General features: G+C 45.5%; 11 protein-coding genes. All 11 read right to left on the bottom strand.

Annotated features, from left to right (window positions below; translation table 11 throughout):
• Positions 1–21 precede the first annotated feature (21 nt).
• The 11 genes from HMPREF9380_RS00730 to rpoB all read right to left on the bottom strand — a co-directional run bounded on the left by HMPREF9380_RS00730 (position 22) and on the right by rpoB (position 12,827).
• Positions 22–987: a class I SAM-dependent methyltransferase gene (locus HMPREF9380_RS00730; protein WP_004193738.1), complete on the bottom strand. Its 966-nt coding sequence runs from the start codon at positions 985–987 to the stop codon at positions 22–24.
• 81 nt (positions 988–1,068) lie between these two features.
• Complete coding sequence (gene comGG / locus HMPREF9380_RS00725; protein ID WP_004193740.1) at positions 1,069–1,461, bottom strand: competence type IV pilus minor pilin ComGG; 393 nt, start codon at positions 1,459–1,461, stop codon at positions 1,069–1,071.
• Positions 1,442–1,879 carry a competence type IV pilus minor pilin ComGF gene (gene comGF / locus HMPREF9380_RS00720; RefSeq protein ID WP_004193742.1) on the bottom strand — a complete coding sequence of 146 codons (438 nt, stop codon included), beginning with the start codon at positions 1,877–1,879 and terminating at the stop codon, positions 1,442–1,444. Before comGF ends, comGG begins: the two co-directional genes overlap by 20 nt.
• A complete protein-coding gene (gene comGE / locus HMPREF9380_RS00715; protein WP_004193744.1) occupies positions 1,863–2,156 on the bottom strand; it encodes a competence type IV pilus minor pilin ComGE in 294 nt (97 codons plus the stop codon). The genes comGF and comGE overlap by 17 nt, the downstream gene beginning before the upstream one ends.
• A complete protein-coding gene (comGD, locus tag HMPREF9380_RS00710; protein WP_032907779.1) occupies positions 2,122–2,556 on the bottom strand; it encodes a competence type IV pilus minor pilin ComGD in 435 nt (144 codons plus the stop codon). The genes comGE and comGD overlap by 35 nt, the downstream gene beginning before the upstream one ends.
• Complete coding sequence (gene comGC / locus HMPREF9380_RS00705; protein WP_002896769.1) at positions 2,516–2,833, bottom strand: competence type IV pilus major pilin ComGC; 318 nt, start codon at positions 2,831–2,833, stop codon at positions 2,516–2,518. Before comGC ends, comGD begins: the two co-directional genes overlap by 41 nt.
• Entirely contained in the window at positions 2,833–3,867 is a 1,035-nt protein-coding gene (gene comGB / locus HMPREF9380_RS00700; RefSeq protein WP_260469347.1) for a competence type IV pilus assembly protein ComGB, read from the bottom strand. Before comGB ends, comGC begins: the two co-directional genes overlap by 1 nt.
• Positions 3,797–4,738: a competence type IV pilus ATPase ComGA gene (gene comGA, locus HMPREF9380_RS00695; RefSeq protein ID WP_004193750.1), complete on the bottom strand. Its 942-nt coding sequence runs from the start codon at positions 4,736–4,738 to the stop codon at positions 3,797–3,799. Before comGA ends, comGB begins: the two co-directional genes overlap by 71 nt.
• Positions 4,739–4,867: 129 nt before the next feature.
• Entirely contained in the window at positions 4,868–5,248 is a 381-nt protein-coding gene (locus HMPREF9380_RS00690; protein ID WP_002907451.1) for a DUF1033 family protein, read from the bottom strand.
• A gap of 327 nt (positions 5,249–5,575) precedes the next feature.
• Positions 5,576–9,220, bottom strand: coding sequence for a DNA-directed RNA polymerase subunit beta' (gene rpoC / locus HMPREF9380_RS00685; protein ID WP_004193753.1), 3,645 nt, complete (start codon positions 9,218–9,220; stop codon positions 5,576–5,578).
• 40 nt (positions 9,221–9,260) lie between these two features.
• Positions 9,261–12,827: a DNA-directed RNA polymerase subunit beta gene (rpoB, locus tag HMPREF9380_RS00680; protein WP_004193755.1), complete on the bottom strand. Its 3,567-nt coding sequence runs from the start codon at positions 12,825–12,827 to the stop codon at positions 9,261–9,263.
• Positions 12,828–13,064 lie beyond the last annotated feature (237 nt).

Genomic DNA, 13,064 nt, shown 5'->3' on the forward strand with positions numbered 1-13,064 from the left:
AGCGTTTTCAAAATCATTATATCAAAATTTTGTTTGAATTTCACTATCTTTGTACCAGTTTTGAAAACTTTGACGGAATTTAAACATTTCATCATGATCCTGCAAATCCCGCAGAGGATAGATAAAAGGCTGAATGTTATTCGCTTCTTGCTTCCTCAAGACAAAAAGGGTTTTGGCATGCTTGCTGCTTGAGAAAATAGACTCTGGCAAGGTTATCATCGCGATAAACTGAGCCTTGGCGAGGAGCCATTTTTTCAGCAACGGTGCTTGAGCGCTGGTCAAGAGGTCATTCGGCGCCATAAATATAGCATAACCACCTGGCTTTAGATATTTGAGCGACTGCTCCATTAGAAGATGATGGGCATAAGTGTGCTCATCCGAACTAGCCACTTCATAGCGAGAGGCGATACTGTCGTCTGGATAATAACCGACCGGTAAATCACTGATAATGATATCACTCTCTTTCAGAACCTGAGGCCGAACCGCATCACCCTGAGCAAAGTGAGCCTTAGAGTTCATAACCTCTGCAATGCTGGCAGAAAGGTCAATTAATAAATCATCTAGCTCCAGACCTAAGTAGTCAATCTTCTTTTGGGTATGATTGAGAACAGTCTCCGCCAAATTTCCAGTCCCACTGCCGATTTCTAATACATCAGCTTCCTCTCCGTGAGCTAGCTGGTCCAATAAGAAAGTAATCAGAAAACCGATTGTGTCAGGTGTGAATTGATGGTTGACCTGCATGGGCTCCGTCTGGGCAGCCTTCATTAGGATAAACTGATAGGCTCTCCGCCACTCTTCCTTGGTCAAATGCAGAGCGCGGATTTTTTCATCGTTGGTCAGAACCTCTTGTAAATCAGTATCTCCATCTAGGTAAATGCCATTCTGCTCAATCAGAGCATCGTAAAAATTGGTCGCCAGAGTGTTTTGGATATTCTGGACGTTTTCGAGAATCAGAGTATAAGCTTGTTCTATCTTTTCAAAATTCATGGAATCCTCCGTTCATCCTATCATACCAAAAATAAGGCCCTTTTCCAAGATATATAAAATTACAAAGATTTTACAGTTATATTAGTCCGACTTACCAGCTTTGTCCGAAACCGCTCTCTCCTTTTTGTCAATTGCTTTCTTGTCTTCCTTAGCTTTATCCTCATCCTTCTTAGAAATGACAAAAGTAAAAGAATAGGGATGACCGCTGCTGAGCCGACTGCTGATTTCCAGTTCCTGCCCTTCCTTACGGTAGGCCGCCTTGCCTTGCTCAAACTCCATCTCACCGCTATCATCCTTGGCTGTAGCTTTTGTCAGAACTGCCATTGCATAGGCTTCCGTCCTTTCCCTGTTGAAAAGCTGCAAACGCTGACTGCTGACTTGACGGTTGAGATAAAACTGCAGGAGCAGGCTAAAGACTGCGGCCATCAGCAGCGCATACAGTAAAATCCCAGCCTCAACTTTCTTCTTCCACACGATAGACGAACTCCCTCTCTAAGCCTTTTTCAAAGCGAAAATGAAGATGGACAAGCTTACCGTCCTGACGGACGTCAGCTACTTCTAAACCATAAATCATCGGTTGGTAGCCGCGACCACTCTTATCTGTTTTACGGAAATCATCTCCCTTGGATTTACCCAAGGCCAAGTCCCTACCATCCTGTCTGATGTAGATTTTATTGTCTTCAACCTTGTCAAATTGACTTCGCGAAAGCTCCGTCTCCAGTTGGTCGGCAAACAAAAGCCACTCTTGCTGCTGATTATTCTCCTGCTGATGCAGTTCTGAAGATAAGAGCTGGGTCATAGCCTGAAAGACCAGTATTCCACCACTGAGAACCAGCAAGGCTACTAAGGTCTCCAAGAGAGTAAAGGCCTTGACTTTAAGGTTTTTGGACACGGATAACTACCTCCCCTTCGTGATAGACCAGCAGCTGCTTATCTGTCTTAAGCTGACGTACAGTAATTCCGTTGATATGAAGCTCTTCTTGTCCTGTCTGCAGAGCCATGCGAGCTACCCTAAGCACCTCTTCCTGCTGCAGAAGGATCTGCTGCTCCTTACGAGACCGGCTAATCTGTCCCAGAAGCAGACTAGCAATAGCCGCAAAAACTGCCATGGCCACCAGAGCTTCCAGCAGAATGCTAGCCTGAAGCTGTCGTCTTTTTAAACTTTCCATTACCCATATAAAGCTGGTAAACAACTGTCCTGTCCTCCGTCTGAAAAGTAATTTTGCTGAGTGATGAATTCCCGCCAGCCCGGTCAAACAGAATGACCTGCTGCTCATGTTCCTGCAAAGTTTGCGGAAAATCCAGTTCTTGATAGCCATTAGAAATCTGCCGTCCCGAAATCTTCAGAGAAAGCTTCTCATGACCGGCTAAGCTCAACCTCTGCGTCTCCTGGTAGAGCCTCTCAAACTCTAAAAAGAAGAGTTGCTCTTGAACCTGATTGAAACCAGCCCTGACCGAGCCAGACAAGCCCAGTAAGAGAAAACTCACAACAAAAAGAACGAGGAGACTTTCCAGCAGCGTAAAAGCCTTAATTGGCAACCGCTTGAGTTTCGCCACTGTGTTTTCCATAGTAAGCCTTATAAGAATCTGCCTGTTTCTGGCTGATATTTCCTGCGCTGACTAGCTTGCTCAGGCTAGCCTTTTCATTGGTATTCTTCAGTTCATACAGCTCTGCCTGGCTTTCTACTACCTTGACCACCGCTGCAGTTCCTGTATCTGAAACAGCATCTTTTTGCTTGGTCAGATTAGGCACAAAGAGCAGCAAGAGAACGCTGATAACCAGCAAGACAATCAGCATTTCCACAAGGGTAAATGCTTGAACTTTTAAGGTATTAAGTTTTTTCATTACAAATGAACCTCCATATTCTGATAAATGGGCAAGAGCATTGCCGCATAAAGTAAAACAATCACTAAGGCAACAAAAATAAATACTAGGGGCTGAATTAAATTCATGGCTCGGTTGATACGTAGGAAAAATTCCTCCCAAGTCTTTTCAGCATAGACTTCCAGCTCACTGCCTAGCTTGGACTTGACCTCACCATACTCAATCATCAAGGACAATTCTTTCTTAAAGAAAGAATAGCTTGCCACCTTTTCTGCATAGCCCTGACCGCCCTGCAAAGCAACCGCCATATCTTCTCCGATTTCCTGAAAGAGCTGGGAAGGCTGCTCCTGCATAATCGCAAAAATCTGACTCAATTCCAGGCCCTGACCAATCATATTTCCCCATTCACGAGCATAATAAGCAGTCAAGTAAGCCTGCACCAAACGCCCAATAAAGGGCAGAGCTGCTAGTTTGCTGAAAAAACGAATCTTGGATGACTTTCGATAATAAAAGAGAGCCACTGAAATCAAGGCGGCCCAAGCAAGGCTGCTCCACAAAAAGATCTGAGGCAGGTGATTAATCAGCTGAGTAGCTAGATTCTGGCTGTCTAATTGAGGCAGAAGATAGTTGCGCAATCCCAGCATGATAAGGACCAAAAAGCCCAGCAGCATGAGAGGATAGGTCCCTACCTCTATCAATTTTTTCTTAACCTTGGACAGATTTTCCAGATAGGCCTCAATTTTGCCCAGACTAAGTGTCAGATTGCCATGCAGCTCAGATAAGGACAGCTGGGTTACAACACTGTCGGAAAATCCCAGTCGACTGACAATCTCTGAAAAGGACTGACCAGCTGACAAGCCTGCCCGCATTTCAGTGACATATACTTCCTCCAGCAAGGCACTTCGCCTCAGAAAGTCTACAATCTCTGCTAAGTGAAAACCGCTGCTAAAGAGATTATGAAAGAGCTCAATAATCTTTTTCTGCTTAGGCGTAGACAATTTTTTCGGTCTGCCTTTGCTCAGCACTGATATGTCCTTCTGCAAAAAGCTGATCAATCTGCTGATTCCAGACTGCGGCTTCGTGCTCTTGATAGTTTTGACTGACAAAATCAACGACACCTCCTCCCCCAATTAAACGCTGATAACAAACACCTTGCAGCACCATTCTTAGCTCATCCTCGCTAACGCCCAATTCCAAAAGTCGCTCATAGACACCGCGAACACTCTTGGCATGAATCGTTGAAAAGACCGTAGCTCCGGTCAAACTTGCCCGAACCACTGCCCTAGCTGTCTCTCGATCACGGATTTCCCCGATAATCAAGAGATCCGGACGATGTCGCAGAGACAGCTTAATCAGACTGTCATAAGTCATGCCAATGGTTTCGTTCAGCTGCAGCTGCAGCATAGCCTCTTGCTTAATCTCAACCGGATCTTCAATCGACATAACCTGCTGACCAGAAAATTTGAGCTGAGCCAAATGGTACATTAAGGTTGTCTTGCCGCTACCGACCGGACCCGAGAAAAGATAGAGACCGCGAGCCTGAATTTTCTTTCGCAGCTCCGGCAATTGCTCAAACCAAAAGCGCAGCTCCCTGTCTTCGTCATGAAGGAGTCGGATGACCAGACTTTCAAAACCACGGTAATCCCCAACTGACGACAGCCGGATTGAAACCTTGGCTTCCTCGCAGTCATAATCGCAAGACCCAAGCTGACTGCGGCGCTTCTCTCCAACATTCATACCTGCGACAAACTTAAAGTGGCTGATAACAGCTGACAGAAGCTCGAAATCATAAGTTTTTATAAAGCGACGTTCATCACCGATTCTCATATAAAGCTCATAGCAAGTAGTCTTAGGAATGAGGTAAATATCCTGCGCCCCTTCTTGCCGAGCCTGCCTAATCATTTCTTTTGCAATTTCTTGAACCATACATCCTCCTCACCTTACTATTCGCAAAAAATCCAGAAAAAGAAAAAACAGCGGAAGAAACTTAACTTCTAACAAGTTAGGTCTCTTCTGCTGCTCTATTATCAGATTTGCAAAATATATTCTATCGATTTAAAGAGGCTTAGCGGATTTTAGTTTGACTGAGCAAGCTCGGTGCTTTTCAAGGCCGTTCTGCTTAGTATAGCCTGGCCGATACTTGCTCTTAGGAATCTTGCACTCATTCTCCAGCAAAAACAGCGAATGATACTGCTGAACATTCTCATCGCACTCCTCGCACCAGCGCTGATCCTCCGGATCCCAAAAAATTGTCATTAAATCACTGCGGCTCTTATACAAAGGTGACTGGTCTGCCATTTGCAGCCAGCGGTTTTTATAATACTTAAGGGCTTCATAATAATCATCGAACTGCTTTTTTGCAACGATATCCTCTTCCCAGCCATCCAGGAACCACCACGGTTCATAGTCCCCGTACATCTCAATTACACAATACATACTCGTCCTCTCTTTGTACCGTATATTATATATGAATTCTTTGACGAACAAAACTATTTTGCTCAAAATCAGAAAACAAGAACTTTATTGGAACGGAGACAAGCACATCGCTCTTCATAATATGAAGATTAACATCACGTATAGTATTCTTAACCATGTGAACAAATAGTGTTGGTCCATTTACACATAAGACAGATTTATCAGCATCTTTCATATTATAGGCTATATTAAGGTTAATTGATTCAACTCTATTCTTTAAGTTTTTACGAAGTCAAAATGCACTTCATAAAAAAAGTCCTATCTTCACCTGGAGATAGGACTTTTTTATTAGTTCATATTAGTAGATGTAATATCTACATTTTCCTCTATATAAGGAGCTTCGTCGATAATTTCAACTTCATTGACAGCCTGAGGCTCCAAGTTGCGGTAGCGGGCCATACCAGTACCAGCTGGGATAATCTTACCGATGATAACATTTTCCTTGAGTCCGAGCAGATGGTCTTTCTTACCACGGATAGCAGCATCTGTCAGGACACGAGTTGTTTCCTGGAAGGAAGCTGCAGACAAGAAGCTGTTAGTTTCAAGGGAAGCTTTGGTGATTCCCATGAGGACTGGACGAGCTGTCGCAGGTACACCACCTGAGATAACCACATCACGGTTAGCATCTGTAAAGTCTGTAATATCCATGAGAGTTCCCATGAGGAGATCTGTATCTCCTGGATCCATGACGCGCACCTTGCGAATCATCTGACGAACCATTACTTCGATGTGTTTGTCACCAATTTCTACCCCTTGGCTGCGGTAAACTTTTTGTACTTCAGCAAGCAGGTAAGTTTCAACAGACAAGACATCGCGGACAGCCAGCAAGTGCTTAGGCTGGATAGAACCTTCAGTCAAGGCAGCACCACGAGAAACTTGGTCACCCACTTCAACCTTCATGCGGGCTGTAAATGGTACCACATACTCACCTTCGCCAGTTTGGCCTTTAACAAAGACCTTCTTGGTACGAGTAGATGCATCTTCTTCGATAGCAGTAACTTCACCCTTGACTTCAGTGATGACCGCTTCCCCTTTCGGATTGCGGGCTTCAAAGATTTCTTGGACACGAGGGAGACCTTGCGTGATATCGGTATTAGAGGCAACACCACCCGTGTGGAAGGTACGCATGGTCAGCTGTGTACCAGGCTCCCCGATAGATTGAGCAGCGATGGTTCCGACTGCTTCACCGACTTCAACCGCATCACCCGTTGCCAAGTTGATACCGTAACAATGACGGCAGACACCGTGGCGGGTGTTACATGTAAAGACAGAGCGGATTGTCACTTCATCAACACCAGCATTAACGATTTCACGTGCCTTATCTTCTGTGATCAATTCATTTGGACCAATAATGACAGCACCAGTTTCTGGATGTTTAACTGTTTTCTTAGTGTAACGACCATTGAGACGCTCTTCCAGAGACTCGATCATTTCCTTGCCTTCTGTGATAGAAGTGACAAGAAGTCCACGATCTGTACCACAGTCATCTTCACGGATAATCACATCTTGGGCAACGTCAACCAGACGACGAGTCAGGTAACCTGAGTCGGCAGTCTTAAGGGCCGTATCTGTCATACCCTTACGAGCACCATGGGTTGAGAAGAACATTTCCAGAACAGACAGACCTTCACGGAAGTTAGACAAGATTGGCAATTCCATGATACGTCCGTTTGGCGCAGCCATCAAACCACGCATACCAGCCAACTGGGAGAAGTTAGAGATGTTACCCCGGGCTCCAGAGTCCATCATCATAACGATAGGGTTCTTCGGATCTTGATTGGCAACCAAACGTTTTTCAAGTTTTTCACGGGCAGCACGCCATTCAGCAGTTACAGCATTGTAGCGCTCGTCGTCTGTGATCATACCACGACGGAATTGTTTAGTGATTTGTTCTACACGTTTGTGTGATTCTTCAATAATCTCAGCCTTGTCTTCAACAACTGGAATATCAGCAATACCCACTGTCAAACCAGCCAGAGTAGAATGGTGGTAACCCAAGTTCTTCAAGCGGTCAAGAAGAGCAGATGTTTCTGTTGTACGGAAGCGTTTAAAGATTTCCGCGATAATGTTCCCCAGATTTTTCTTCTTAAACGGAACATTGATCTCAAGCTGTTCAATGACTTCCTTGATGTCTTGTCCTGACTCCAAGAAGTACTTAGCTGGCACACCTTCTGTCAAGTTAGCATTAGTTGGCTCTTGCAGATAAGGCAATTCCTCTGGCATGATTGCGTTAAAGAGAATTTTACCAACAGTTGTGATTAAAATCTTATGCTTCTGGTCTTCTGTCCAAGGCTTATTAAGACTGTCCGTTGCAATACCAACACGAGTATGCAAGTGAACATAGCCGTTGCGGAGAGCCATGACCGCCTCATCCATATCCTTGAAAATCATGCCTTCGCCTTCGCGGCCAGCCTCTTCCATAGTCAGATAGTAGTTCCCCAAGACCATATCCTGAGACGGTGTTACGACTGGTTTACCATCTTTCGGATTCAAGATATGCTCAGCAGCCAACATAAGAATACGAGCTTCAGCTTGCGCTTCCTCTGACAATGGTACGTGGATGGCCATTTGGTCACCGTCAAAGTCGGCATTGTAAGCTTCACAGACCAGCGGATGCAAACGCAAAGCTTTACCGTCAATCAGCACTGGCTCGAAGGCCTGAATTCCCAAACGGTGAAGGGTCGGTGCGCGGTTGAGAAGCACTGGGTGTTCCTTGATCACTTCTTCCAGAATATCCCAGATGCGCTCATCTCCACGCTCTACCAAGCGTTTGGCAGCTTTAACGTTCTGCACGATATCGCGAGCAACGATTTCCCGCATGACAAACGGCTTGAAAAGCTCAATCGCCATTTCACGCGGCACACCACATTGATACATTTTCAATGTAGGACCAACGGCGATAACGGAACGACCTGAGAAGTCAACCCGTTTACCTAGCAAGTTTTGGCGGAAACGCCCTTGCTTCCCTTTGAGCATGTGGCTCAGAGACTTGAGCGGTCGGCTGCCTGGTCCTGTGATTGGACGGCCACGGCGACCATTATCAATCAAAGCGTCAACCGCTTCTTGAAGCATCCGCTTCTCATTTTGAACGATGATACCAGGGGCGTTGAGTTCCAGCAAACGAGCCAAACGGTTGTTCCGGTTGATAACACGGCGATAGAGATCATTGAGGTCAGATGCCGCAAAACGACCACCATCCAGCTGAACCATCGGGCGCAAATCTGGCGGAATAACCGGCAGGATATTAAGAACCATCCATTCTGGCTTATTGCCAGACTTGTAGAAGGCATCCAAAACATCCAAACGACGGACAGCCTTGATCCGTTTTTGACCTGAAGCAGTTTTCAATTCTTCTTTGAGGACAGCAATCTCAGCTTCCAAGTCCACTTGTTTCAAGAGGTCTTGAATAGCTTCGGCTCCCATTTTGGCTACAAATGAGCCTGCACCGTACTCGCGTAAACGCTCACGGTACTCACGCTCCGTCATGATTGACTTGTGCTCTAGCGGTGTATCCTTAGGATCAATCACCACATAAGCCGCAAAATAAATGACTTCTTCCAGGGCACGTGGGCTCATATCCAAAGTGAGACCCATGCGGCTTGGAATTCCTTTAAAGTACCAAATATGTGAAACAGGTGCCTTCAATTCAATGTGGCCCATACGCTCACGGCGAACCTTGGCGCGGGTTACTTCAACACCACAGCGGTCACAGACGATTCCTTTGTAACGAATCCGTTTGTACTTACCACAGGCACATTCCCAGTCCTTGGTTGGACCGAAGATCACTTCGTCAAAAAGGCCTTCGCGTTCTGGTTTCAGGGTTCGGTAATTGATTGTTTCAGGTTTCTTCACTTCCCCATAAGACCATGAACGGACCTTGTTAGGAGAAGCTAGGGTGATTTGCATACTTTTAAAACGATTTACATCAACCACTATTTCTTACCTTTCTTCATTTTCTAATCAGTGTGTATTCTTATTCTTTTCCTTCAGCTTCAAAAGCTGCTTTCGCTTCTTGAGCTGCTTTTTCACGCGCTTTTTCAAGATCGTCAACGTGAATCACATCATCATCTTCACCTTCGTCTAGGTCACGCAGTTCTACTTCATTGTCATCTTCATCGAGAACGCGCATATCCAGACCAAGAGACTGCAATTCTTTGACAAGAACGCGGAAGGATTCTGGCACACCTGGTTTTGGAATTGGTTTTCCTTTGGTAATAGCTTCATAAGCCTTCAAACGTCCATTGACATCATCTGACTTGTAAGTCAGGATTTCTTGCAGAACGTTAGAAGCACCGTAAGCTTCCAAGGCCCAAACTTCCATCTCACCAAAACGTTGTCCACCAAACTGAGCTTTACCTCCGAGCGGCTGTTGGGTAACCATTGAGTAAGGTCCTACTGAGCGGGCATGGAGTTTGTCATCTACCATGTGGTGGAGCTTGATCATGTACATGACACCGACAGATACACGGTTGTCAAACGGCTCACCGGTACGTCCATCATAGAGAATGGTTTTAGCATCACTGTCCATACCAGCTTCGCGCACTGTATCCCAGAGATCTTCTGAGCTTGCTCCATCAAAGACTGGAGTTGCAATATGGATGCCCAAGTTACGTGCTGCCATACCAAGGTGAAGCTCCATAACCTGACCAATGTTCATACGAGATGGTACCCCGAGTGGGTTCAGCATGATATCAACTGGTGTTCCATCTGGCAAGTAAGGCATGTCTTCCACAGGAACGATACGGGATACAACCCCCTTGTTTCCGTGACGACCGGCCATCTTATCTCCGACCTTGATCTTACGTTTTTGAGCGATGTAGACGCGAACCAGCATATTAACTCCAGATTGCAGTTCATCACCATTAGCACGGGTAAAGATCTTCACGTCACGAACCACTCCATCAGCACCGTGTGGCACACGCAGAGAGGTATCACGAACTTCACGAGACTTGTCTCCGAAGATAGCGTGCAAGAGACGTTCCTCAGCAGAAAGGTCTTTTTCACCCTTAGGGGTCACTTTACCTACAAGAATATCGCCTTCTTTGACTTCCGCCCCGATGCGGATAATACCCATTTCGTCCAAGTTGCGCAGGGCATCTTCCCCTACGTTTGGGATTTCGCGGGTAATTTCTTCAGGGCCAAGCTTGGTGTCGCGAGTTTCTGATTCGTATTCTTCCAAGTGAACTGAGGTGTAGACATCGTCTTTCACCAGACGCTCACTCATGATAACCGCATCCTCGAAGTTGTAACCTTCCCATGTCATGTAGGCAACGATTGGGTTTTGTCCCAGGGCCATTTCTCCATTTTCCATAGAAGGTCCGTCAGCGATAAAGTCGCCTTTTTCGACAACATCGCCAACTTTCACCAAGGTACGTTGGTTGTAAGCAGTTCCCGAGTTAGAACGGCGGAATTTTTGAATTTGGTAAACATCAAGAGAACCATCTTCACGGCGGACCTCAACCTTGTCGGCATCCGCATAGGTAACCTTACCATCATGCTGGGCAATAACTGCTGCACCAGAGTCGTGGGCAGCTTGGTATTCCATACCAGTACCAACGTAAGGTGCTTTTGGATCGATCAAAGGCACAGCCTGACGCTGCATGTTGGCACCCATGAGGGCACGGTTGGAGTCGTCATTTTCCAAGAAAGGAATACATGCTGTCGCTACGGCAACTACCTGCTTAGGCGATACATCCATGTAGTCTACTTGGTCTGATGGGAATTCTTGGTTATTACCTTGGTGGCGTCCCATAACGATAGGCTCAGCAAAGCCACCTTTTTCATTCAGCTTAGAGTTAGCCTGCGCTACGATAAATTCATCTTCCTCATCAGCTGTCAGCCAAACGATTTCGTTGGTTACTACGCAAGCTTCACGGTCTACCTTACGGTAAGGCGTTTGGATAAAGCCATATTTGTTAAGGTGTCCATAAGAAGACAAGTTATTGATCAAACCGATGTTTGGTCCTTCAGGCGTTTCGATTGGACACATACGGCCATAGTGAGTATAGTGCACATCCCGCACTTCATAACCAGCACGGTCACGTGTCAAACCACCAGGTCCTAAGGCAGAAAGACGGCGCTTGTGAGAAAGCTCAGACAGCGGATTGTGTTGATCCATGAACTGTGACAATTGTGAAGAACCAAAGAATTCTTTAATAGCTGCAGTCACTGGACGGATGTTGATGATTTGCTGTGGAGTTAGTACTTCATTGTCCTGAACAGACATCCGTTCACGAACATTACGCTCCATCCGAGAAAGTCCCAAACGGACTTGGTTGGCCAAAAGCTCGCCAACCGCACGAATACGACGGTTCCCCAAGTGGTCAATATCATCTACACGACCAATACCTTCAGCCAAGTTGAGGAAGTAGCTCATCTCAGCCAAGATGTCAGCTGGTGTTACAATCCGTACCTTGTCAGAAGGATTTGCGTTACCAATGATGGTCACAACGCGGTCTGGATCAGTCGGTGCCACAACCTTGAACTTCTGCAATTCTACAGGATCTGTCAAAACAGCTGAGTCGTTTGGAATATAAGTGATTTTGTTCAAACCATTGTCCAACTGCTCTGCAATGCTGTCAATGACACTGCGAGTCATAACTGTACCAGCTTCAACCAAGATTTCCCCTGTTTCAGCATCTACCAATGGCTCAGCAATGGTTTGGTTCAGCAAGCGTGTCTTGACATTGAGTTTCTTATTAATCTTGTAGCGACCAACTGCTGCCAAGTCATAACGATGCGGATCAAAGAAACGCGCTTCAAGAAGGGAACGAGAACTTTCAGCCGTCTTAGGCTCGCCTGGACGAAGACGCTCATAGATTTCTTTCAGGGCTTCATCTGTACGAGAGTCCATTGGGTTCTTGTGGATATCTTTTTCAATGGTATTGCGCACCAAGTCGCTGTCACCAAAGATGTCCAAGATCTCATCATCACCTGAGAAACCAAGCGCACGCACCAAAGTGGTAAATGGAATCTTCCGTGTCCGGTCAATACGAGTGTAGGCAATGTCTTTTGAGTCTGTTTCCAACTCTAACCAAGCTCCGCGGTTAGGAATAACCGTTGAACCGTAGCCAACTTTTCCATTTTTGTCAACTTTATCGTTAAAGTAAACCCCTGGAGAACGCACCAACTGGGATACGATAATCCGCTCACCACCATTGATAATGAAGGTTCCCATTTCAGTCATGATTGGGAAATCACCAAAGAAGACTTCCTGAGTCTTGATTTCACCAGTTTCCTTGTTAATCAGACGGAAAGTCACAAAGATTGGCGCTGAATAGCTGGCATCGTGGATACGTGCTTCTTCCAGCGTATATTTAGGCTCACGGATTTCATAGCCGACAAATTCCAATTCCATGGTGTCGGTAAAGTTTGAAATAGGAAGTACATCTTCAAAGACTTCCTTCAGACCATGATCCAAGAAATCTTGGAACGAATCCGTTTGGATTTCAATCAAATTTGGTAAATCAAGAACTTCCTTAATTCTTGAAAAACTACGACGGGTACGGTGTTTACCGTATCGAACTTCATGTCCTGCCAAGTTTTTACTCCTTTATGATAAGATACTAAGCCCTTGATAAAGCGAGAAGAAGCGTATCTTTACCTCACGCTTTTTAGAGCGAGTTCTGTGAAATGTTTTCAGAGGAAAATCCCCTGTCATTTACAATGCTGCAAAACAGCCACAATCAGTCCCTTTTGTTTAATTTTCAGAAAAATTAAATTATGATTACATAATTCGTTTTTCCTAAAAATAGGCACAAAAAGAGCAGCTAAATCT

Source organism: Streptococcus sanguinis SK49 (assembly GCF_000212815.1).
Taxonomy (GTDB): domain Bacteria; phylum Bacillota; class Bacilli; order Lactobacillales; family Streptococcaceae; genus Streptococcus; species Streptococcus sanguinis_C.

Excerpts from the sequence above, each read along its gene's own strand:
- HMPREF9380_RS00730 (WP_004193738.1), bottom strand. The coding sequence starts at position 987 with ATGAATTTTGAAAAGATAGAACAAGCTTATACTCTGATTCTCGAAAAC.
- comGE (WP_004193744.1), bottom strand. The coding sequence starts at position 2,156 with ATGGAAAGTTTAAAAAGACGACAGCTTCAGGCTAGCATTCTGCTGGAA.
- comGD (WP_032907779.1), bottom strand. The coding sequence starts at position 2,556 with ATGGAAAACACAGTGGCGAAACTCAAGCGGTTGCCAATTAAGGCTTTT.
- comGC (WP_002896769.1), bottom strand. The coding sequence starts at position 2,833 with ATGAAAAAACTTAATACCTTAAAAGTTCAAGCATTTACCCTTGTGGAA.
- comGA (WP_004193750.1), bottom strand. The coding sequence starts at position 4,738 with ATGGTTCAAGAAATTGCAAAAGAAATGATTAGGCAGGCTCGGCAAGAA.
- HMPREF9380_RS00690 (WP_002907451.1), bottom strand. The coding sequence starts at position 5,248 with ATGTATTGTGTAATTGAGATGTACGGGGACTATGAACCGTGGTGGTTC.